Source organism: Variovorax sp. FW305-3-2-15-B-LB1, assembly GCF_058787635.1.
Genome location: NZ_JBYSZY010000046.1, coordinates 20,404 through 41,796, shown reverse-complemented (window position 1 = coordinate 41,796; position 21,393 = coordinate 20,404). Strand labels below are relative to the sequence as shown.

Annotated in this window: 23 protein-coding genes; 13 read left to right on the top strand and 10 right to left on the bottom strand. The window is 68.3% G+C overall.

Annotation, left to right across the window (positions count from 1 at the left end; translation table 11 throughout):
- Positions 1-46: 46 nt before the first annotated feature.
- From AC3WQR_RS23780 to AC3WQR_RS23770, 3 genes are all read right to left on the bottom strand, one after another.
- Positions 47-982 carry a lytic transglycosylase domain-containing protein gene (locus AC3WQR_RS23780; RefSeq protein ID WP_390345009.1) on the bottom strand — a complete coding sequence of 312 codons (936 nt, stop codon included), beginning with the start codon at positions 980-982 and terminating at the stop codon, positions 47-49.
- 33 nt (positions 983-1,015) lie between these two features.
- Positions 1,016-3,004 (bottom strand): DNA topoisomerase IV subunit B, encoded by a 1,989-nt coding sequence (locus AC3WQR_RS23775; protein ID WP_492744050.1) that lies wholly within the window; start codon positions 3,002-3,004, stop codon positions 1,016-1,018.
- Between the two features lie 74 nt (positions 3,005-3,078).
- Positions 3,079-3,990, bottom strand: coding sequence for a LysR family transcriptional regulator (locus AC3WQR_RS23770; RefSeq protein WP_492744048.1), 912 nt, complete (start codon positions 3,988-3,990; stop codon positions 3,079-3,081).
- A 90-nt stretch (positions 3,991-4,080) separates the two neighbouring features.
- On the opposite strand from AC3WQR_RS23770, the gene AC3WQR_RS23765 reads away from it, so the two are divergent.
- From AC3WQR_RS23765 to AC3WQR_RS23730, 8 genes are all read left to right on the top strand, one after another.
- On the top strand, positions 4,081-5,277 hold the full coding sequence (locus AC3WQR_RS23765) for a serine hydrolase domain-containing protein (RefSeq protein WP_492744046.1): 1,197 nt from the start codon (positions 4,081-4,083) through the stop codon (positions 5,275-5,277).
- On the top strand, positions 5,270-6,466 hold the full coding sequence (locus tag AC3WQR_RS23760) for an MFS transporter (protein WP_492744044.1): 1,197 nt from the start codon (positions 5,270-5,272) through the stop codon (positions 6,464-6,466). Before AC3WQR_RS23765 ends, AC3WQR_RS23760 begins: the two co-directional genes overlap by 8 nt.
- Before the next feature lie 131 nt (positions 6,467-6,597).
- Positions 6,598-7,824, top strand: coding sequence for an MFS transporter (locus AC3WQR_RS23755; RefSeq protein WP_492744042.1), 1,227 nt, complete (start codon positions 6,598-6,600; stop codon positions 7,822-7,824).
- Positions 7,825-7,866: 42 nt separating this feature from the next.
- Positions 7,867-8,010 carry a hypothetical protein gene (locus AC3WQR_RS23750; protein WP_492744040.1) on the top strand — a complete coding sequence of 48 codons (144 nt, stop codon included), beginning with the start codon at positions 7,867-7,869 and terminating at the stop codon, positions 8,008-8,010.
- A gap of 43 nt (positions 8,011-8,053) precedes the next feature.
- Positions 8,054-8,626 (top strand): class I SAM-dependent methyltransferase, encoded by a 573-nt coding sequence (locus tag AC3WQR_RS23745; RefSeq protein WP_492744038.1) that lies wholly within the window; start codon positions 8,054-8,056, stop codon positions 8,624-8,626.
- A gap of 71 nt (positions 8,627-8,697) precedes the next feature.
- Positions 8,698-9,594 (top strand): 4-hydroxy-tetrahydrodipicolinate synthase, encoded by an 897-nt coding sequence (dapA, locus tag AC3WQR_RS23740; RefSeq protein WP_409574630.1) that lies wholly within the window; start codon positions 8,698-8,700, stop codon positions 9,592-9,594.
- Positions 9,595-9,750: 156 nt separating this feature from the next.
- Complete coding sequence (gene bamC / locus AC3WQR_RS23735) at positions 9,751-10,827, top strand: NlpB/DapX family lipoprotein (protein WP_062474681.1); 1,077 nt, start codon at positions 9,751-9,753, stop codon at positions 10,825-10,827.
- A gap of 5 nt (positions 10,828-10,832) precedes the next feature.
- Complete coding sequence (locus AC3WQR_RS23730; RefSeq protein WP_492744035.1) at positions 10,833-11,612, top strand: MBL fold metallo-hydrolase; 780 nt, start codon at positions 10,833-10,835, stop codon at positions 11,610-11,612.
- Between the two features lie 78 nt (positions 11,613-11,690).
- On the opposite strand, the gene AC3WQR_RS23725 is transcribed toward AC3WQR_RS23730, so the two are convergent.
- The 3 genes from AC3WQR_RS23725 to AC3WQR_RS23715 form a co-directional block, all read right to left on the bottom strand.
- Positions 11,691-11,939, bottom strand: a complete 249-nt coding sequence (locus tag AC3WQR_RS23725) for a hypothetical protein (RefSeq protein ID WP_056583267.1) — start codon at positions 11,937-11,939, stop codon at positions 11,691-11,693.
- Between the two features lie 94 nt (positions 11,940-12,033).
- A complete protein-coding gene (locus tag AC3WQR_RS23720; protein ID WP_492744033.1) occupies positions 12,034-12,540 on the bottom strand; it encodes a hypothetical protein in 507 nt (168 codons plus the stop codon).
- A complete protein-coding gene (locus AC3WQR_RS23715) occupies positions 12,530-13,672 on the bottom strand; it encodes a JmjC domain-containing protein (protein WP_492744031.1) in 1,143 nt (380 codons plus the stop codon). Before AC3WQR_RS23715 ends, AC3WQR_RS23720 begins: the two co-directional genes overlap by 11 nt.
- 14 nt (positions 13,673-13,686) lie before the next feature.
- Between AC3WQR_RS23715 and AC3WQR_RS23710 the strand changes: the two genes are divergently transcribed.
- On the top strand, positions 13,687-14,211 hold the full coding sequence (locus AC3WQR_RS23710; RefSeq protein WP_492725788.1) for an FKBP-type peptidyl-prolyl cis-trans isomerase: 525 nt from the start codon (positions 13,687-13,689) through the stop codon (positions 14,209-14,211).
- A 70-nt stretch (positions 14,212-14,281) separates the two neighbouring features.
- Here AC3WQR_RS23710 and AC3WQR_RS23705 read toward each other — a convergent pair whose 3' ends face one another.
- The 4 genes from AC3WQR_RS23705 to coaBC all read right to left on the bottom strand — a co-directional run bounded on the left by AC3WQR_RS23705 (position 14,282) and on the right by coaBC (position 17,104).
- Positions 14,282-14,782, bottom strand: coding sequence for a glycine zipper 2TM domain-containing protein (locus AC3WQR_RS23705; protein ID WP_062474665.1), 501 nt, complete (start codon positions 14,780-14,782; stop codon positions 14,282-14,284).
- 195 nt (positions 14,783-14,977) lie between these two features.
- Positions 14,978-15,424 (bottom strand): dUTP diphosphatase, encoded by a 447-nt coding sequence (dut, locus tag AC3WQR_RS23700; RefSeq protein ID WP_070059522.1) that lies wholly within the window; start codon positions 15,422-15,424, stop codon positions 14,978-14,980.
- A 16-nt stretch (positions 15,425-15,440) separates the two neighbouring features.
- A complete protein-coding gene (locus AC3WQR_RS23695; RefSeq protein WP_492744029.1) occupies positions 15,441-15,881 on the bottom strand; it encodes a hypothetical protein in 441 nt (146 codons plus the stop codon).
- Complete coding sequence (coaBC, locus tag AC3WQR_RS23690) at positions 15,881-17,104, bottom strand: bifunctional phosphopantothenoylcysteine decarboxylase/phosphopantothenate--cysteine ligase CoaBC (RefSeq protein WP_492744027.1); 1,224 nt, start codon at positions 17,102-17,104, stop codon at positions 15,881-15,883. The genes AC3WQR_RS23695 and coaBC overlap by 1 nt, the downstream gene beginning before the upstream one ends.
- Before the next feature lie 124 nt (positions 17,105-17,228).
- On the opposite strand from coaBC, the gene pyrG reads away from it, so the two are divergent.
- From pyrG to eno, 4 genes are read left to right on the top strand one after another with little or no spacing between them, the layout of a single operon-like run.
- Positions 17,229-18,911 (top strand): CTP synthase, encoded by a 1,683-nt coding sequence (gene pyrG / locus AC3WQR_RS23685; protein ID WP_062474658.1) that lies wholly within the window; start codon positions 17,229-17,231, stop codon positions 18,909-18,911.
- On the top strand, positions 18,908-19,765 hold the full coding sequence (kdsA, locus tag AC3WQR_RS23680; protein WP_492744023.1) for a 3-deoxy-8-phosphooctulonate synthase: 858 nt from the start codon (positions 18,908-18,910) through the stop codon (positions 19,763-19,765). Before pyrG ends, kdsA begins: the two co-directional genes overlap by 4 nt.
- Positions 19,762-20,052 (top strand): DUF1330 domain-containing protein, encoded by a 291-nt coding sequence (locus AC3WQR_RS23675; protein ID WP_492744021.1) that lies wholly within the window; start codon positions 19,762-19,764, stop codon positions 20,050-20,052. The genes kdsA and AC3WQR_RS23675 overlap by 4 nt, the downstream gene beginning before the upstream one ends.
- Before the next feature lie 52 nt (positions 20,053-20,104).
- Entirely contained in the window at positions 20,105-21,388 is a 1,284-nt protein-coding gene (gene eno, locus AC3WQR_RS23670) for a phosphopyruvate hydratase (protein WP_062474653.1), read from the top strand.
- Positions 21,389-21,393 lie beyond the last annotated feature (5 nt).

Genomic DNA, 21,393 nt, shown 5'->3' with positions numbered 1-21,393 from the left:
CGCGCTCAGCCCAAAATGAAAGTGGGGTGCATGGCGGCCTGCGGGATCACGACAGTGGCGACGGCGGCGAAGCGTCGCCCGGCTCCACCGCGCTGGTGGGCACGTCGGACGGCTCGGGAATATCGGGCATGGTCGGCACGTTGCGCGGCGACTCGGACGGCATGTTGCCGCGCCCGATCGCGCCGCCCTTGGGCACCGACATTTCCATGCGGATGCGCCCGGGCGTCCTGCCGCCGCTGCTGCCGCTTCCGCTGCGCAGGTTGCCGCCCACGGTCACGGCCGAGGGCTTGAGGTACGCATACAGCTGCAGCACGGTCTGCACGTAGTTCTGCGTTTCCTTGTAGTTCGGGATCTTGTTGCCCGCGCGCTGCACCGCGCCCTCGCCCGCGTTGTAGGCGGCCAGCGCGAGCTCGATCTGGCCCGGGAACATCGCGATCAGGTCGCGCAGGTAGCGCGAGCCGGCGGCGATGTTGATGTGCGGATCGAACAGCTTCTTCTCGATCGTGCCGCGCTTGTCCGTCGCCACGCCGTAGCGCTGCGCGGTGGCCGGCATGAGCTGCATGAGCCCCATCGCACCCTTGGGCGAGACGGCCTTGGCGTCGAAGCCCGACTCGGTGGCGACCAGCGCCTGCAGCAGCTCGTAGTCGATCGCGTGCTTGCTCGACGCGTCGCGCAGCGCCGCCTTGGCGGTCTTGTAGCCGGGCGAGGCCTCGAACATGGCGAGCAGGTTCTGCGACGCCGGCGACACCTTGCCGTCGAGCCGGCGGTGGATGCTGCCGCGACCCATCGGCGACAGGCCCTTGGCGGTGTCGAAGCTCTGGCCGCCCTGGAAGAAGAGCTTGTAGCGCTCGTCGACCTTCTCGGCCGCGAAGTGCGCCACGCCGTTGCTGTCGATGTAGCCGTAGATGTCGGTCGCGTGCGCGAGCCCCTGCTGCATGCACAGCAGAAGGGCCAACCACAGCGAACGCTTGAAAACCGACATGCGTGTGAGAAGAAGGAAAGAAAAAGGAAACTGTCAGACGTCGATGTCGACGTCGTCTGCGCGCAATTCCATGAGCTCGCGCCGCGCCGCCGCTTCGCCCTTGCCCATCAGCTTGGTGATCTCGCCCTGGGTGGACGAAAAATCGAACCGCCCCAATTGGACCTTCATCAGGCGACGGGTGTCCGGATTGAGCGTGGTTTCCCACAATTGTTCCGCGCTCATTTCGCCCAGGCCCTTGAAGCGGCTGATGCTCCAGGCGCCTTCGCGCACGCCATCTTTACGCAATTTGTCGAGCGTGGCGGTGAGTTCGCCCTCGTCCAGCGCATAGACCTTGGAGGCCGGCTTCTTGCCGCGCGCGGGCGCATCGACCCGGAACAATGGCGGCTTTGCGACATACACGTGGCCGGCTTCGATGAGCTTGGGAAAGTGCCGGAAGAACAGCGTGAGCAGCAGCACCTGGATGTGCGAGCCATCCACGTCGGCATCGGACAGGATGCAGATCTTGCCGTAGCGCAGGCCGCTCATGTCGGGCGTGTCGGCGGGGCCGTGCGGATCGACGCCCACGGCCACCGAGATGTCGTGGATTTCAGTGTTGGCGAACAGGCGGTCGCGCTCGACTTCCCAGGTGTTGAGCACCTTGCCGCGCAGCGGCAGGATGGCCTGGCTTTCCTTGTCGCGGCCCATCTTGGCGCTGCCGCCGGCAGAGTCGCCCTCGACCAGGAAGACTTCGTTGTGGCTGATGTCCTTGCTCTCGCAATCGGTCAGCTTGCCGGGCAGCACGGCCACGCCGGAGCCCTTGCGCTTCTCGACCTTCTGGCCGGCGCGCTGGCGCGTCTGGGCGGCCTTGATGGCCAGCTCGGCCAGTTTTTTGCCGTAGTCGACGTGCTGGTTGAGCCACAGCTCGAGCGTGGGGCGCACGAAGCTGGACACCAGGCGCACGGCGTCGCGCGAATTCAGGCGTTCCTTGATCTGGCCCTGGAACTGCGGGTCGAGCACCTTGGCGCTGAGCACGTACGAGGCGCGCGCGAACACGTCTTCGGGCAGGAGCTTCACGCCCTTGGGCAGCAGCGAGTGCAGCTCGATGAAGCTCTTCACCGCGTTGAACAGGCCGTCGCGCAGGCCGCTTTCGTGCGTGCCGCCGGCGCTGGTGGGAATCAGGTTGACGTAGCTCTCGCGCACCGGCTGGCCGTCTTCGGTGAAGGCCACGCACCAGTCGGCGCCCTCGCCTTCGGCGAAGTTGTCGGCGTTCTTGTCGGCATGGCCGCTGCCTTCGAACAGCGGAATGACCGGGTCGCCGTTGAGCGTCTGCATCAGGTAGTCGCTCAGGCCGCCCTTGTAGAGCCACTGCTGGCTTTCGCCGGTCTTCTCGACGGCCAGCGTGACGCTCACGCCGGGCATCAGCACGGCCTTGCTGCGCAGCAGGTGGGTGAGTTCGCCCATGGGCAGCGCGGCGGTCTCGAAGTACTTGGCGTCGGGCCAGGCGCGCACGGTGGTGCCCTGCTTGCGTTCGCCGGCTTCGAGCCTGCGGATCTCGAGCGCCTCGATCACGTCGCCGGCGCTGAAGGCCAGCTTGGCGACCGAGCCTTCACGGTGCGAGCTGACTTCGAGGCGCTTGGACAGCGCGTTGGTCACCGACACGCCCACGCCGTGCAGGCCGCCCGAGAAGCTGTAGGCGCCGCCCGAGCCCTTGTCGAACTTGCCGCCGGCGTGCAGCCGGGTGTAGACCAGCTCGATCACGGGGGCCTTCTCTTCGGGGTGCAGGCCGAAGGGAATGCCGCGGCCGTCGTCTTCAACGCTGACCGAGCCGTCGGTGTGCAGCGTGACCTTGATCTTCTTGCCGTAGCCCGCCAGCGCTTCGTCGGCGGCGTTGTCGAGCACTTCCTGGATGATGTGCAGGGGGTTGTCGGTCCGGGTGTACATGCCCGGGCGCTGCTTCACGGGCTCGAGGCCCTTGAGCACGCGGATGGAGCCTTCCGAATAGCCGGAAGCGGAGTCTGAAGATGTCTTGGGGGAAGTCGCCATGGGGGCGGATTGTAGTCAGTTGGGTTGAAATGACTGGATACCCATACAGGCACCGGCTTCGGTCTTTTCGCACATCAGGCGTGAGTTTCTGCGGGCGGGCCGAACATCCGCGCGCCCAGGAAATCGATGAACGCCCGCAGCTTGGGCGACGGATGGCGCCCCGACGGCCACAGCACGCGGAACGCGATGGTACGGGGCCGGCGCAGGTGCTCGGCCAGCACGGGCTGCAGCGAGCCCTCGGCCAGCGCGGCGCGCACGCTGAAGTCGGGCAGGCAAGCGATGCCGCGCCCGCGCAGGGCGAAGCACAGCCGGGTCTCGATGTTGTTGCAGATCATCGAGACCGGCGGGCGCACCTCGCTGCCGTCGGGCCCGGGCGCGAGCGGCCAGACCTCGACCTTGCCGGTCGCCGGGTAGCGGTAATGCAGGCAGGCGTGGCGGGCCAGGTCGTCCGGCGAGGCGGGCGTGCCGTGGCGCGCCAGGTACGCGGGCGAGGCCACCAGCAGCTGCGAGAACTCGCCCAGCTGGCGCGACGACAGCCGTGAATCCGCCGGCTCGCCGGTGCGCACCACGGCGTCGAAGCCTTCCTCGATGACGTCGACGAGCCGGTCGCTGAAGTCGAGGTCGAGCTCGATCGCAGGGTAGGCGGCCATGAAGTCGGCCAGCACCGGCAGCACCAGCGAGCTGACCAGCGGCAGGCTCACGCGCAGGCGCCCGCGCGGCGCCTCGGCGGCGTGCGACAGCTCCTGCTCGGCGGCCTCGATCTCGGCCAGCACGCGGCGGCTGCGCGCCAGGAACAGCGCGCCCTCGGCGGTGAGCGTGATGCTGCGCGTGCTGCGGTGGAACAGGCGCACGCCCAGCCGCTCCTCGAGCCGCGCCACGCGCTTGCCCACGGCCGAGGCCGACACGCCGAGCGCGCGCCCGGCCGCCACGAAGCTGCGGGTTTCGGCGACCTGAACGAAGACGGCAAAGCCGCTGAGGCTGTCCATGGGGAATCTCCATTGCGGATCTACACGTCCGCATTGAGCGGAACTGTAGCCGTCTTTATCCGAAGTCGGCTTGTTCCTATCGTTGGCCGCATGACCTTTCTTCCCGACATTTCCCCCACTTTCACCCCTGCCTGGCAGGGCCCGGACCCGTCGCGCATCGACGCGGCCATCGACCGCGCGCTGGCCGAGCAGCGGCTGGTTGGCGCGGTGGTGCTGGTGCGCCACGGCGGCCGCCTCGTCCACCGGCGCGCCGCCGGGCTGGCCGACCGCGAGGCCGGCCGGCCGATGCGCGAGGACGCGCTGTTCCGGCTGGCCTCGGTGTCCAAGCCCATCGTCTCGACCGCCGCGATGGTGCTCGTGGACCAGGGCCGGCTCGACCTGGACGACCCCGTGACGCGCTGGCTGCCGGACTTCCGCCCCCGCCTGCCTGAAGGCGGCAGCGAAGCCGTCATCACGCTGCGGCAGCTGCTGACCCACACGGCCGGCCTGGGCTACCGCTTCCTCGAAAGCACGGACGACGGCCCGTACGCGCGCGCCGGCGTGTCGGACGGTATGGATCGCGACGACGGCCTCACGCTGGCCGCCAACCTGCAACGCCTGGCCGGCGTGCCGCTGCTGTACCCACCGGGCACGGGCTGGCTCTATTCGCTGGCCATCGACGTGCTCGGCGCGGTGGTCGAGGCGGCCAGCGGCCTGCCGCTGCCCGAGGCCGTGCGCACGCTGGTGACCGGGCCGCTGCAGATGCACGACACGGGCTTCGCCGCCGCCCCCGGCGACCCGCGGCTGGCCACGCCCTACGTGAACGGCGCCGACGCGACGCCGCCGCAGCGCATGGACAGCCCCGTCGTCGCCACGCCGTTCGAGGGCGCCGTCGGCATCCGCTTCGACCCGGCGCGCGCCTTCGACGCCAACGCCTGGCCTTCGGCCGGCGCCGGCATGGTCGGCAGCGCGGGCGACTTCCTGCGCCTGCTCGACACGCTGCGCACCGGCGGCGCCCCGCTGCTGGGCGCCGCCACCGTCGACGCCATGGGCCGCAACCACACGGGCGCCTGGGGGCCGACGGACGCGCCGGGCTGGGGCTTCGGCCTGGGCTTTTCGGTGCTGCACGACCCGCAGCCCACGCAGACGCCCGAATCGCCCGGCACCTGGCGCTGGGGCGGCGCCTACGGCCACGCCTGGTTCGTCGACCGGGCGCGCGGGCTCAGCGTGGTGGCCTTCACGAACACGCTCTATGAAGGCATGTCGGGCCGCTTCGTCACCGAACTGAGGGATGCCGTCTATGCGTGACACGACCTCTTCCTCCCCCCTGCCCTTGTCCGGCCTGCTGGCGCTGGCAGCCGGCGGCTTCATCACCATCCTCACCGAGGCGATGCCGGCCGGCCTGCTGCCGCAGATCGGTGCCGACCTGGGCGTGGCGCCCGCGCTGGTCGGCCAACTCGTCACCGTGTACGCGCTGGGCTCGCTGGTGGCGGCCATTCCGCTGGTGGCGCTCACGCGCGGCTGGCGTCGCCGGCCGCTGCTGATGGGCGCGATCGGCGGCTTCGCGGTGGTCAACACGGTGACGGCGCTGTCGCACGACTACACGCTGACGCTGGTCGCGCGTTTCTTCGCCGGCGTGTTCGCGGGCCTGCTGTGGGCGCTGCTGGCCGGGCACGCCGCGCGCATGGTGGCGCCGTCGCAGCAGGGCCGGGCCATCGCCGTGGCGATGCTGGGCGCGCCGCTGGCGCTGTCGCTGGGCATTCCGGCCGGCACGCTGCTGGGCGCGAGCGTCGGCTGGCGGCCGGCCTTTTTGATCATGTCGGCGCTGTCGGTGCTGCTGCTCGGCTGGGTGCGCTGGCAGGTGCCCGACTTCCCGGGCCAGGAGGCCGGACGCCAGCAGAGCGTGCGCCGCGTGTTCCTGCTGCCGGGCGTGCGGCCGGTGCTGGCCGTGATGTTCGCCTTCGTGCTGGCGCACAACATCCTCTACACCTACATCGCGCCCTTCCTGGCGCACGCCGGGCTCGAAGCGCAGGTCGGACGGGTGCTGCTGGTGTTCGGCGCGGCGTCGCTGGGCGGCATCTGGCTCACGGGCGTGCTGATCGACCGCTGGCTGCGCACGCTGGTGCTGGCCGGCACGGCCGCCTTCGCGCTGGCGGCGCTGATGCTCGCCGCGGCGGGCGGGTCGGCGGCGGGCGTGTACCTCGCGGTCGCGGTCTGGGGCCTGGCTTTCGGCGGCGCGGCAACGCTGTTCCAGACCGCCTCGGCCCAGGCGGCCGGCGATGCGGCGGACGTGGCGCAGTCGATGGTCGTGACGACCTGGAACCTCGCCATCGCAGGCGGCGGGCTGGCGGGCGGCCTGCTGCTGCAGGGCGGCGGCGCGGGCAGCCTGCCCTGGTCGCTGCTGGCGCTGCTGGTGCCCGGGCTGGTGCTGGCGTGGCAGGCCTGCGAGCACGGTTTTCCTGCCGCGCGTGGCGCGGCGGCGGCACCGGCACGCTGACCCCGAAGGCAGGCCGCGTGCCTGCCTTCTTTCTTTGATGCCGTGCGCGCATTGAAACCGCGCCCACAAATCATCAATGGCCATGGCCACCCCGCCACCTGCCACAGCATCCATTTCGCTACATTCGAAGGATGCAAGCCTCCCCCGCTCCCACCCTTTCGATCAAGCAGGTGCTGTTCTGTGGCGCCATGATCGTCACGCTCTCGATGGGCATCCGCCACGGCTTTGGCCTCTGGTTGCAGCCCATCACGCAGGCGCAGGAGTGGAACCGACAGACCTTCTCGTTCGCGCTGGCGGTGCAGAACCTGTCGTGGGGCATCTTCGGCGTGTTCGCGGGCATGCTGGCCGACCGCTTCGGCGCGTTCCGCGTGCTGATCGGCGGCTCGCTGCTGTACGCGGCGGGCCTCTTCGGCATGGCGCATTCGCCGACACCGCTGCTCTTCACCCTGAGCGCGGGCGTGCTGATCGGTGCGGCGCAAGCGGGCTCCACCTACGCGGTGATCTACGGCGTGATCGGCCGGCAGATTCCGGCCGAGCGCCGCTCGTGGGCGATGGGCGTGGCCGCGGCGGCCGGCTCGTTCGGCCAGTTCCTGATGGCGCCCATCGAAGGCCGCCTGATCGGCGCCTTCGGCTGGCAGACGGCGCTGGCCGTGGTGGCGGTGCTGGTGCTGGTGATCGTGCCGCTGGCCTTCGGCCTGCGCGAACCCAAGACCGCGGCCCTGGCCGGCCACCGTGACCAATCGGTGCTGCAGGCCGTGGGCGAGGCCTTCCGCTACCCGAGCTTCGGCTTGCTGATGGCGGGCTACTTCGTCTGCGGCTTCCAGCTGGCCTTCATCGGCATCCACATGCCGACCTACCTGCGCGACAAGAACCTGTCGCCCGAAGTGGCCGGCTACGCGCTGGCACTGATCGGGCTGTTCAACGTGTTCGGCACCTACACGGTCGGCCTGCTGGGGCAGAAGCTGTCCAAGCCCAAGATCCTCGCGGCCATCTACTTTGCGCGGGCGGTGTCGATCGCCCTCTTCCTGCTGGCACCGATTTCGCCGCTGAGCGTGTACGTCTTCTCGGCCGCCATGGGCTTCCTGTGGCTGTCGACCGTGCCGGCCACCAACGCCATCGTCGCGGGCATCTTCGGCGTGGCGCACCTGTCGATGCTCAGCGGCTTCGTGTTCCTGAGCCACCAGGTGGGTTCGTTCCTGGGCGTGTGGCTGGGCGGCTTCCTGTACGACACGACGGGCAGCTACAACATCGTCTGGTACATCTCGATCGCGCTGGGCGTGTTCGCGGCGCTGATCAACCTGCCGGTCAAGGAAAGCGCCATTGCGCGCGCGGTCCGGCCGGTCGCCGTGGCGGGCTGACGGCCCGCGCTTTTCGTCTCTTGTTTGCAAGGAGCCATCGCCATGACGCCCCGCACACGCAACCACGACCTGGCCCAGGCCGCCTGGCTCGCCGCCGTGTTGGCGGCGCTGGGCGGCGTGTTCGCGCTGTACGTGCATCCGGCGTTCCTGGTCACGCTGGTCGACCAGGTGTGGTCCTGTTTCTGAACAACGTCGCCCCGAACCGCCCGCAAGCCGGGCCCAGGCAGCTATGAAAGATGTAGCAACTCCCGTGCACGCGAGCACCACGCCCTCCGGATGGATCGTGCGCTGGTCGCACCTGCTCGCCCCGAACGCGACGGTGCTCGACGTGGCCTGCGGGTCCGGCCGACACATGCAATGGTTCGCGGGGCGCGGGCATGCGGCGACCGGCGTCGACCGGTCGCCCGAGGCCGTCGAGGCGGCCGGCGCCTTCGGTCGCGTGGTGGCGGCCGACATCGAATCGGGCCCCTGGCCCTTTGCGGCCCAGCGCTTCGGTGCGGTGGTCGTCACCAACTACCTCTGGCGCCCGCGCATGGCCGACATCGTGGCCGCCGTGGCGCCGGGCGGCGTGCTGCTGTACGAGACCTTCGCGGCCGGCAACGAGACCGTCGGCAAGCCCTCGCGGCCCGATTTCCTGCTGCAGCCGGGCGAGCTGCTCAGGGCCTGCGCCAGCCTGCAGGTGATCGCCTATGAAGACGGATTCCTGCCGGCGCCGGCGCGCTTCGTCCAGCGCATTGCCGCCGTGCGGCCCGGCGAAGCGGCCGCGGGCGCCCCGCCGCGCCACTTCCTGAAGGCCAGCTGAGCTGGCCGACACAACTGTCTCCGGCCCGGCCGGAGTCAGTAGAATGGCCGCTTTCGTCCACCGACAAAGAGATTCCCTTGGAGCAACTGACAGGCAGCATCGTCGCGCTCGTCACGCCGATGCACGACGACGGCAGTGTCGACTACCCCGCCCTGCGGCGGCTCATCGACTGGCACATTGACGAAGGCACCGACTGCCTTGGCGTGGTCGGCACCACCGGCGAATCGCCGACGGTCGATGTGGAAGAGCACTGCGAAATCATCCGCGTATCCGTCGAGCAGGCCCGGGGCCGCGTGCCCGTGATGGCCGGCTGCGGCGCGAACTCGACCAAGGAAGCCATCGAGCTCGCCAAGTTCGCCAAGGGCGTCGGCGCCGACTCGCAACTCCAGGTCGTTCCCTACTACAACAAGCCCACGCAAGAGGGCCAGTACCAGCACTTCAAGGCCATCGCCGAAGCTGTCGGCGACCTGCCCGTCGTGCTGTACAACGTGCCCGGCCGCACCGTCGCCGATATGGCGCACGACACCGTGCTGCGCCTGGCGCAGGTGCCCGGCATCATCGGCATCAAGGAAGCCACCGGCAACATCGAACGTGCCCAGTGGCTCATCCGCGACCTGCCGAAGAGCTTTGCCGTCTACTCCGGCGACGACCCAACCGCGGTCGCGCTCATGCTGTGCGGCGGCCAGGGCAACATCAGCGTCACGGCCAACGTGGCGCCGCGCAAGATGCACGAGCTGTGCGTGGCCGCGCTGGCCGGCGACGTCAAGCGCGCGATGCAGCTGCAGTTCGAACTGATGCCGCTGCACCGCAACCTGTTCGTCGAACCCAATCCGATCCCGCTCAAGTGGGCCATGGCCCGCCTGGGTCTGTGCGGCGGCGCCCTGCGGCTGCCGCTCACGGAACTCGGCGAAGCGAGCCGCCCGGCGGTCGAGGGCGCCCTGCGCGCCACCGGCCTGCTCAAGGACTGACCGAGCCCGGGTTTCCCCACCGATCACACCGGTTCCCGTCCGCCCTTTCCCCTGTTCGCAGCAAGGTCAAGCAACCTTTTGCCGCAACAGTGCTCAGAGAGGGCGGGGCGCTGGGGCCCATCGATTGACCGAACCATTCCACCAAGGAAGACGACGTTGAAGAACATTTCGCGACTTGCACTGCTGGCCCTCGTTGCCAGCCTCGCCGCCTGCTCCGTCCTCGAGAGCGACAAGATCGACTACAAGAGCGCCGGCAAGGCCCCGACGCTCGAAGTCCCACCCGACCTGTCCCAGCTCTCGCGTGACAACCGCTACGCGGTGCCGGGCGGCGCCGTCACCGCCAACGCCTACCAGGCCGGCATCGCGAACGCACCGGGCATCCCCACCGCCGTGGCCAACATCGGCGACGTGCGCATGGAACGCTCGGGCACGCAGCGCTGGATCGTCATCAACCGCACGCCCGACCAGCTCTGGGAACCGGTGAAAGACTTCTGGCAGGAAAACGGCTTCCTGCTGACCACCGACCAGCGCAACCTGGGCATCATGGAAACCGACTGGGCCGAGAACCGCGCCAAGCTGCCACAGGACATCATCCGCGGCACGCTGGGCAAGCTGGTCGATTCGGTCTACTCGACCGGCGAACTCGATCGCTTCCGCACCCGCCTGGAGCGCAGCACCAACGGCACCGAGATCTTCGTCAGCCACCGCGGCATGCAGGAGGTCTACAACAACTCCCGCCAGGACCAGACCGTGTGGCAGCCCCGCCCGAGCGATCCTGAGCTCGAGACCGAATTCCTGCGCCGCCTGATGGTCAAGCTCGGTGTGTCGCAAGAGCAGTCGAAGATCCTCGCCGCGACCACCGCAGCGCCCAAGACCGCCACCGTGGCCACCGTCGGCAACCAGCCGGTCGTGCAGATCAGCGAAGGCTTCGACCGCGCATGGCGCCGCGTCGGCCTGGCCCTGGACCGCACCGGCTTCACCGTCGAAGACCGCGATCGCAGCGCCGGCACCTACTACGTGCGCTACGTGACGCCGAACCCCGACAAGAAGGACGATGGCTTCTTCGGCAAGCTGTTCAGCTCCAAGAAGGACGAAGCGCCGATCAAGTTCCGCATCTCGGTCAAGAGCCAGGGCGAAGCCACCACGGTCTCGGTCCTGAACGACGCCGGCGCGCCCGAAACCTCGGCCAACGCGCAGCGCATCGTCAAGGTCATCGCCGACGACCTGAAGTAAGCCCCATGCTCCGCTTCCGAAGCCTCGGCAGCGGCAGCACGGGCAACGCCGCGCTGGTCGAAGCAACGACCAGCGCCGGCCGCACCACCCGCCTCCTCGTCGACTGCGGCTTCGGCATCCGCCAGCTCGACCGGCGCCTGGCCCAGGCGGGCCTGGCTGCCGCAGACCTCGACGCCGTCTTCATCACCCACGAGCATGGCGACCACATCGGTTGCGCCCATGCCCTGTCGCTGCGCGACCGCATCCCGGTCTGGATGAGCGAAGGCACCTGGCTCGCGACCGGCGGGCGCGACTACGAAGGCCGCCTGCACCTGGCGCGCGACGACGCCGAGTTCAGCGTCGGCGACCTCTGCCTGCAACCCTTCACCGTGCCCCACGACGCCCGCGAGCCGCTGCAGCTGCGCTGCACCGACGGCAACCGCACGCTGGGCGTGCTGACCGACCTGGGCCACGCCACCAGCCACGTGCTGGCCCGGCTGCGCGGCGCGCATGCGCTGCTGCTGGAGTTCAACCACGACAGCGACCTGCTCGCCGGCTCGGCCTACCCGTCGTTCCTGAAGCAGCGCGTGGGCGGCAACTACGGCCACCTGTCGAACACCGCGGCCGCCGAGATCGCGCGCGCCGTGCTCCACGACGGCCTGCGCCACGTGGTCGCGGCGCACCTGAGCGAACAGAACAACCGGCCCGACATCGTGCGTCGCCTGATGGCCGAAGCGCTGGGCGGCGACGAAGCCGAGATGCTCACGGCGACCGCCGCCGAGGGCTCGCCCTGGCTCGACGTCTGAGCAGGCGGGGCATCGCCCTCCCCCAATGAAAAAGCCGCCCGAGGGCGGCTTTTTGCATGGTGCGAACCTGCAGCGGAATTACTGCTTCGGTGCCTCGCCCTTCTTGGCGGCTTCGGTCGCGGCGTTGGCGGCGTCCAGGGCCGACGAAGCGGCGGCCGACGGTGCCGATGCAGGCGCGGCGGCCGGCGGAGCGGCGGGTGCGGGTTCGGTCACGGGAGCGGGCGGCGGGGTCACGACCGCAGGCGCGGCGTCCTCTTTCTTTCCGCAGGCCACCAGGGCGGCAGCGGCGATCAGCGAGGCAATCAGGACGGACGACGACTTCTTCATGAGGACTCCTTTGGCAATGAAGGTCTGGAACCAAAAAATTCTAGACCGCCAACCCCACCCGGATATGTCGCGGGGGTGTATTTGCGGCATTGGCTTACAAGCCAAGCGTGGAGGCCGGAAAAGCCGGTCGCCCCTGGCGCCAGCACTCGTCGAAGCTTTCGCGCAGGTCGCGCCGTGCACGCGGCTCGCTGCTGCAGACGCCGCGGCTGCGTTCGGGGTCGATGCGGTGCAGGCACCAGGTGGGCGTCCACAGGGCGCTGGGCACCTCCTCTGGCGTGCCTGTTCGGCCTGCCGCGCGGCATTCGACGATGTGGTCCCAGGTGCGGCGCCACGTCACGAAGCGCGCATGACCGCGCTCCACCAAGTCGAAGCGCCGCGCCAGCAACAACAGGCGGCGCCCGCTGGCCGACCAGGCCTGCAGCGCTTCGATGCTCGCGCGCTCGCCCAGGGGCCAGTCGGCGAAGTCGGGGTCGCTGAAGACGATCTCGTTCCAGCCCTGATGCGCGGCGGCAGACAAGGCGTTGCGGACGAGGTCGGCAAACGCCTCGCGGCCGTCGAAACGGCCTTCGCTCAGGACCGGTACGGCGCCTTCACCCGGCATGCAGCCAGCCCGCCTCGCACCACTCGCCCAGCAGCGCCCGCGCGCCCTCGCTGGCGCGGGCCAGCTCGCGCGCACCGAGCGCACGCTGGTCGGCCAGCCGCCGCATCAGCGTGGCGTCGGCCCCGCCGGCGCGGAAGCTCTCGCCGTTGATGTAGACGTGCCGCGCGTCGTAGAGCATGCGCGTGCGGCGGTCGAGCGAGACTTCGCGCAGCACCTCGGGCGCCTGGGCGCCCTCGCCGAACCAGACATTGGCCTTCGGCTCGGTGAGCGATTCGCCCAGCGCGCGGTCGATCGCGTCGGGGTCGCGCAGCGCGGCCTCGACAGCCTTGCGCGCGAAGTCCTGCAGGGCAGCCGGCATCGCGGCCGGAGCCTCGACAGCAGGTTGCGATGGGTCGCGATAACGCGCGAGCTCGGCGGGGCCCGCGTCTTCCAGGTCTTCCGCATAGGCCTGCGCCACGCGCGCCAGCAGGTCCGCACCCAGCTCGCCCACGGCGGACGAGCGCAGCCCGATCGAGTACGTCATGCAGTCGTCGCCCACCGCCACGCCGTCGTGGGCGTACTTGGGCGGCAGGTACAGCATGTCGCCGGGCTCGAGCACGAAGGTCTGCTCGGGCTCGAAGTGCTCGAGCACCTTGAGCGGCACGTCGGCCTGCAGCCGCAGGTCGGACTGCTTGCCGATGGACCAGCGGCGCCGGCCCTGCGCCTGCAGCAGGAACACGTCGTAGCTGTCGAAATGCGGGCCGACGCCGCCGGCGTCGCTCGCGTAGCTGATCATCAGATCGTCCAGGCGCGCATCGGGCAGGAAGCGGAACTGCCGCAGCAGGTCGTGCACGCCGTCGTGGTGCAGGTCGACGCCCTGCACCAGCATCGTCCAGCCCGGCTGCTTCAGCGGCGGCAGCGCGCGGCGGGGCAACGGGCCGCGCTTGAGCGACCAGCCGGCCTTCCCATGCCGGATGAGGCGCGACTCGACCCCCTCGCGCTCCGCCAGCGCGAACAGCGCGGGGCGGTCGATCGGTGGCACCATCGAGGGAACGGCCTGCCGGATCAGCAGGGGTTTCTTTTGCCAGTACCGGCGCATGAACTGCGCGGGACTCAGGCCGCCAAGCAAGGGCAGCGGTTGATTGATCTCCATGGGAGAATTCTGCAATGGAAATCTCTGAACAATGCGTGGTCGGCCTGACCTGGACCATGAAAGACACGCTCGGCGATGTGCTGGACGTGCTCGACGAGCCGGTGGAATTCATGGTGGGCGGCGACGACCTCTTCGACGTGATCGAGGCCGCCCTGCAGGGCCATGAGCCCGGCGCGCGCGTGCAACTGCAGATCGAGCCCGAGCAGGGCTTCGGCGACTTCAACGACCAGCTGCTCTTCCTGGAGCCGCGTTCGCTGTTCCCCGAAGGCACCGAGGAAGGCATGACCTTCGACGGCTCCGCCCTGCCCAAGGGCGTGAGCGACGGCATCCCCAAGGACGCGATCTACACCGTGGCCGAGATCTACCCCGACCACCTCGTGCTCGACGGCAACCACCCGCTGGCGGGCATCGCGATCCGCCTGGACATCACGGTGCGTTCGGTGCGCGAAGCCACCGAAGAAGAAGTCGGCCGCGGCTCGGCCGGCACGGCCTTCTTCAAGGTGCCGCCGATGGCGCCGGGCGGCCAGATGCTGCACTGAGACCACGCCACTTCACAAAGCAAAAGCCGGGCAGTGCCCGGCTTTTTTCTTTGCGCGCGCGGCCGACCGCTTACATGCGCGAGATGTGCCCGTTGTCGATGCGCACGCGGTCGCCGATGCGCAGGTCGCCCGGGTTTTGCACGTCGAAGGCGCGGTAGCCGCCGCGGTCGGTCTGCACCGAGACGCGGTAGCTCTCGTAGGCGCGCGGGCCGTTCTGCTGGGCCTCGATGGTGTTGCCCAGCAAGGCGCCGCCCACGAGGCCGAGCGCAGTGGCTGCGGCACGGCCGTTGCCGCGTCCGAACTGGTTGCCCACGACGCCGCCGATGAGACCACCCGCGATGGCACCGCCACCCGTGGTGCCGACGCCTGCGGTTTCGCTGCGCAGCACCTCGATGTTGGCCACGTGGCCGTACTCGACGTAGGCCGCTTCCTGGTACTGGATCGCCCGCGGCGGGGCCTGGTAGGGGTAGCGCGAGGTCTGGTAGACCGGGGCCGGCGCGACACAGGCCGTGAGCGTGGCCAGTGCGAGCACGGACGCCGTGACGGAAATGAAGCGCATTGAGATGTTCATGAAAGAGGCTCCTCGAAGAAAACAGCACGCGCCCGGACGGGCTGCATGCCTGCCTGTGTCTAACGCCTCAGCCGAAGCCGCGATGACGAAAGACACACGCTGAAACCTTCGAGACGAACCACGCGCCGGTGGTTCCGTTCTTTACGCCTTGGATACTCAGGTGCCCTTCAGCTTTGCCGGGGCATACCCACGAACTCAGTGCTTGCCGGTCGAGCCGTAGCCGCCCTCGCCTCGTTGCGAGGCCTCGAACTCGGCGACCACGCGAAACTGCGCCTGCACCACCGGCACGATCACCAGCTGCGCGAGCCGCTCCATCGGCTGCAGCACGAAGGGCGTGTTGCTGCGGTTCCAGGCGCTGACCTTCAGCTCGCCCTGGTAGTCGCTGTCGATCAGGCCGACGAGGTTGCCCAGCACGATGCCGTGCTTGTGGCCCAGGCCCGAGCGCGGCAGGATCAACGCGGCATAGGCCGGATCGGCCAGGTGGATCGCGATGCCGGTGCCCACCAGTTGCCAGGCATTGGGCTCGAGCGTGACCGGGGCATCGAGGCAGGCCCGCAGGTCGAGGCCGGCGCTTCCGGGGGTGGCATACGCGGGCAATTGATCCACCATGCGCGGATCGAGGATTCGGACGTCTACGTTCACTGACTTGCTGCCTTGTTTATTTCTGTTGCTGTTCTTTTTGCCTGCGGGCGGCCTCTTCGAGCACCTGCTGCCACTTGGCGACCCCGGGCCTCAGGTTGAGCCCCTTGAGAAAACGCTTGCCGAACCAGGCGGCCGCAGCGGCGCCCAGGACGAGCACGGAGAGCGGCACGCCAATGGCCCACAGCACCAGGAACACCATCGCCCCCATGCCGGCCAGCACCTTGAGCGTGCCCGGGGGGATGGCCTTGCTGCCGTCAGCCTTCGCGGCCTCGCCAGCCGGCGATTCACGACGTGCGACGGTGGTCCCCTGCGCACCGGGCGAAGGCGTCATGCCGACGTCCAGCCCGTGCTCGGACTCCTTGCCCGGGACGCGGGCAGACTGGCCGGCCCGCGCCGACAGCTGCTCCACGTAGCGGGCGAAGTCGCCGTTGGGCGGTGTGTTGGATTCGGTGTTCATCAGGCCCTCCAATCGGGAAGTCGCGCTGCAATTTCCGTCATCAGTTCCCGCGCTAGCCGGAGCTTGGGCGCCCGGGGCAGCTCGCGCACGCCCTTTGCGTCCACCAGCAGCAGCGCGTTGTCGTCCTGCCCGAAGGTCAGCGGGCCGATGTTGCCCACCAGCAGCGGAATGCCCTTGCGTTCACGCTTGGCCTTGGCGTGCTCGGCGAGGTTCTCGCTCTCGGCCGCGAAGCCCACGCAGAACAGCTTCCTGGCCTGGGCGCGCTCGCTCTTGGCCACCGTAAGCAGGATGTCGGGGTTCTCGACGAAGTGCAGCACCGGCGTCTGGCCGCTGCCGTCCTTCTTGATCTTCTGGTCGCTGTGCGTAGCGGGGCGCCAGTCGGCCACGGCGGCCGTTGCTACAAAAATGCTAGCTGCCTGCGCAGCGCGGGAGGTGGCTTCGAGCATCTCCTGCGCCGACAGCACGTCGATGCGGCTCACGCCGCGCGGGGTCGGCAGGTGCACCGGACCGGCCACCAGCGTGACCTCGGCGCCGGCCTCGCGCGCCGCGCGGGCGATGGCGAAGCCCATCTTGCCGGACGAATGGTTGGTGATGCCGCGAATCGGGTCCAGAGCCTCGAAGGTCGGGCCGGCCGTGACGAGCACCTTCTGCCCCGCCAGCAGCTTGGGCTGGAAGAAGGCCGTGATGTCTTCCAGCAGCTGTGCCGGTTCGAGCATGCGCCCGTCGCCGGTTTCGCCGCAGGCCTGCCAGCCGCTGCCCACGCCCAGCACGGTCGCGCCGTCGGCGGCCACCTGCATCAGGTTGCGCTGCGTGGCCGGATGGGCCCACATCTCGCGGTTCATGGCCGGGGCGATCAACAGCGGCACGCGCTCGGTCGGACGCGCCAGGCACAGCAGGCTCAACAGCTCGTCGGAGCGGCCCTGCACCAGCCGCGCAATGAAGTCGGCGCTGCAGGGCGCCAGCACGATCGCGTCGGCCTCGCGGCTGAGGTTGATGTGCGGCATGTTGTTCGGCTCGCGAGCGTCCCACTGCGAGGTGTAGACGGTGCGCCCCGAGAGCGCCTGCATGGTGACCGGCGTCATGAACTGCTCGGCCGCCTCGGTCATCACGACCTGGACGGTGGCGCCCGCCTTCACGAGCAGGCGGCACAGCTCGGCCGATTTGTAGCAGGCGATGCCCCCTGTGAGTCCGAGGACGATGTGTTTGCCGGCGAGATCTTGCATGGGACATATTGTTGCTCACATACCGACAAGATCAGGAACCGGATGGCCTTCGGCCGTGGAGGCACAAAGGGGACACCTATAATCGCAATTTCCCACTGCCCGGATTCACGCGTCCGGAACTGGCATGACCAAATTTGTCTTCGTCACCGGTGGTGTCGTATCTTCCCTTGGCAAGGGAATCGCCTCCGCCTCGCTCGCCGCGATCCTCGAATCGCGCGGCCTCCAAGTCACCCTCATCAAGCTCGATCCGTACATCAATGTCGACCCCGGCACGATGTCACCGTTCCAGCATGGCGAAGTGTTCGTCACCGATGACGGCGCCGAGACCGACCTCGACCTCGGCCACTACGAGCGCTTCATCAACACGCGGATGCGCAAGGCCAACAACTTCACGACCGGCCAGATCTACAAGACCGTGCTCGAGAAGGAACGCCGTGGCGACTACCTCGGCAAGACCGTCCAGGTCATTCCGCACATCACCAACGAAATCCAGGAATACATCAAGCGCGGCGCCGGCATCGGCACGGCGCACGAGGTGGACGTGGCCATCGTCGAAATCGGCGGCACCGTGGGCGACATCGAGTCGCTGCCCTTCCTGGAAGCCGTGCGCCAGATGAGCCTGCGCATGGGCCCGAACAACTCGGCCTTCGTGCACCTCTCCTACGTGCCCTGGATCGCCGCCGCCGGCGAACTCAAGACCAAGCCCACGCAGCACACCGCCAAGGAATTGCGCGCCATCGGCATCCAGGCCGATGCCCTGCTGTGCCGCGCCGACCGCCCGATTCCCGACGACGAGCGCGCCAAGATCTCGCTGTTCTCGAACGTGCCCGAATGGGGCGTCATTTCGATGTGGGACGTGGACACCATCTACAAGGTGCCCCGCATGCTGCACGAACAGGGCCTGGACGGCCTGATCTGCGACAAGCTGCGCATCAACACCCCGCCGGCCAAGCTCACGCGCTGGGACGAGCTGGTGTACGAGGTCGAGCATCCGCAACAGGAAGTGTCGATCGCCATGGTCGGCAAGTACGTCGACCTGTCGGACAGCTACAAGTCGCTCAATGAAGCGCTGCGCCACGCCGGCATGAAGAACCATGCCCGCGTGAAGATCGACTACATCGACTCCGAGACCATCACGGCGCAAGACGTGTCGCGCCTGGCCAAGTACGACGCCATCCTCGTGCCCGGCGGCTTCGGCCAGCGCGGCGTGGAAGGCAAGATCTCGGCTGCCCGCTTCGCGCGCGAATCGAAGGTGCCCTACCTGGGCATCTGCCTGGGCATGCAGGTTGCGACCATCGAATACGCCCGCCACGTGGCCGGCCTGAAGAACGCCAACAGCACCGAGTTCGACCCGGAAACGCCCACCCCCGTGATCGCGCTGATCACCGAGTGGAAGGACCGCGACGGCACCGTGAAGACGCGCGACGAGAAGTCCGACCTCGGCGGCACCATGCGCCTTGGCGCGCAAAGCTCCGACGTCTCGCCGGGCACGCTGGCGCACAGCATCTACGGCGACGTGGTCACCGAGCGCCATCGCCACCGCTACGAAGCCAACGTCAACTACCTGGACGAGTTGCGCAATGCCGGCCTCGTGATCTCGGCGCTCACGCAGCGCGAGCACCTGACCGAAATCGTCGAGCTGCCGCAGAACGTGCACCCGTGGTTCATGGGCGTGCAGTTCCACCCCGAGTTCAAGTCAACGCCGTGGGGCGGCCATCCGTTGTTCAACGCCTTCATCAAGGCGGCGCTCGACCACAAGGACAAGGGCGCGGGCAGCACCAACAAGACGCTCAAGGCAGTGGCATGAAGCTTTGCGGATTCGACATCGGGCTGGACCAGCCTTTCTTCCTGATCGCCGGCCCGTGCGTGGTCGAATCCGAGCAGCTGCAGATGGACACGGCCGGCACGTTGAAGGAAATCACCGCGTCGCTGGGCATCCCGTTCATCTTCAAGAGCAGCTTCGACAAGGCCAACCGTTCCTCGGGCACGAGCTTTCGCGGCCCGGGGCGTGACAAGGGCCTCGAGATCCTGGCCAAGGTGAAGCGCGAACTCGGCCTGCCCGTGCTGACCGACGTGCACACCCACGAAGACATCACCGAGGCCGCCAAGGTGGTCGACGTGCTGCAGACGCCCGCCTTCCTGTGCCGCCAGACCGACTTCATCCACGCCGCGGCGCAGTCGGGCAAGCCGGTGAACATCAAGAAGGGCCAGTTCCTCGCACCGCACGACATGAAGAACGTGATCGACAAGGCCCGCGCTGCCGCCAGGGAAGCCGGCCTGGACGAAGACAGCTTCATGGCCTGCGAGCGCGGCGCCAGCTTCGGCTACAACAACCTCGTGTCGGACATGCGCTCGCTCGCGATCATGCGCGAGACGAAAGCGCCCGTGGTGTTCGATGCCACGCACTCGGTGCAATTGCCCGGCGGCCAGGGCACCAGCTCGGGCGGCCAGCGCGAGATGGTGCCGGTGCTCTCGCGCGCGGCCGTGGCCGTGGGCGTGGCCGGTCTCTTCATGGAGACCCACCCCGACCCGAACAAAGCCCTGAGCGACGGCCCCAACGCCGTGCCGCTCAAGCACATGAAGGCCCTGCTCGAGACGCTCGTCGCGCTCGACCGGGTCACCAAGAAAAACACTTTCCTCGAGGACAGTTTTCAAGCATGAGCAGTGGTTACGTCATCGCCCACGTCGAAGTCACGAACCCGACGCAGTACGAGGAATACAAGAAGTGGTCGAGCGTCGCGATGCAGGCGCACGGCGCCGAAGTCTGCGTGCGCGGCGGCCAGGTGCAGCCGCTCGAAGGCGACTGGAAGCCCACCCGCGTGGTCGTGCTCAAATTCCCCAGCTTCGAGAAGGCCAAGGCCTTCTACGAGACGCCCGAATACCGGAAGGCGCGTGAAGCGCGTGCCGGCGCCGCCATCATGAACATGATCGCGGTCGAAGGCCTTTGATTCCGTTTTTTGCCAGTCCACTCCACCAAGAGACCCAGAGAAAGAGATAGAGATGAGTGCAATCGTTGACATCGTCGGCCGCGAAATTCTCGACAGCCGAGGCAACCCCACCGTCGAGTGCGACGTGCTGCTCGAATCGGGCACCATGGGCCGTGCGGCCGTGCCCTCGGGCGCTTCGACCGGTTCGCGCGAGGCCATCGAGCTGCGCGACGGCGACAAGAGCCGCTACCTCGGCAAGGGCGTGCTGAAGGCCGTCGAGAACATCAACACCGAGATCTCGGAAGCCGTGCTGGGCCTGGACGCCAGCGAACAGGCCTTCCTCGATCGCACGATGATCGACCTGGACGGCACCGACAACAAGGCTCGCCTGGGCGCCAACGCCACCCTCGCCGTGTCGATGGCCGTGGCCCGCGCCGCGGCCGAAGAGTCGGGCCTGCCCCTGTACCGCTACTTCGGCGGCATGGGCGGCATGCAGCTGCCGGTGCCGATGATGAACGTCATCAACGGCGGCGCGCACGCCAACAACAGCCTGGACCTGCAAGAGTTCATGATCATCCCCGTGGGCGCCAAGAGCTTCCGCGAGGCCGTGCGCTACGGCGCCGAAGTGTTCCACGCCCTGAAGAAGATCCTGGGCGACCGCGGCATCAGCACGGCCGTGGGCGACGAAGGCGGCTTCGCCCCCAGCGTCGAGAGCCACGAAGCAGCCATCCAGCTGATCCTGGAAGCCATCGACAAGGCCGGCTACACCGCCGGCGAACAGATCGCCCTGGGCCTGGATTGCGCGGCCAGCGAGTTCTACAAGGACGGCAAGTACGTGCTGTCGGGCGAAAACCTGTCGCTCACGGCCGAAAGCTGGACCGACATGCTCGCGACCTGGGTCGACAAGTACCCGATCATCAGCATCGAAGACGGCATGCACGAAGGCGACTGGGACGGCTGGAAGCACCTGACCGAACGCCTGGGCAAGCGCGTGCAGCTGGTGGGCGACGACCTGTTCGTCACCAACACCAAGATCCTGCAGGAAGGCATCGACAAGGGCATCGCCAACTCGATCCTGATCAAGATCAACCAGATCGGCACGCTGACCGAGACCTTCGCCGCCATCGAGATGGCCAAGCGCGCAGGCTACACGGCCGTCATCTCGCACCGTTCGGGCGAAACCGAAGACAGCACCATCGCCGACATCGCCGTGGGCACCAATGCCGGCCAGATCAAGACCGGCTCGCTGTCGCGTTCGGACCGCATCGCCAAGTACAACCAGCTGCTGCGCATCGAAGAAGACCTCGGCGACATCGCCGTCTACCCGGGCCGCGGCGCGTTCTACAACCTCAAGTAGCGCCT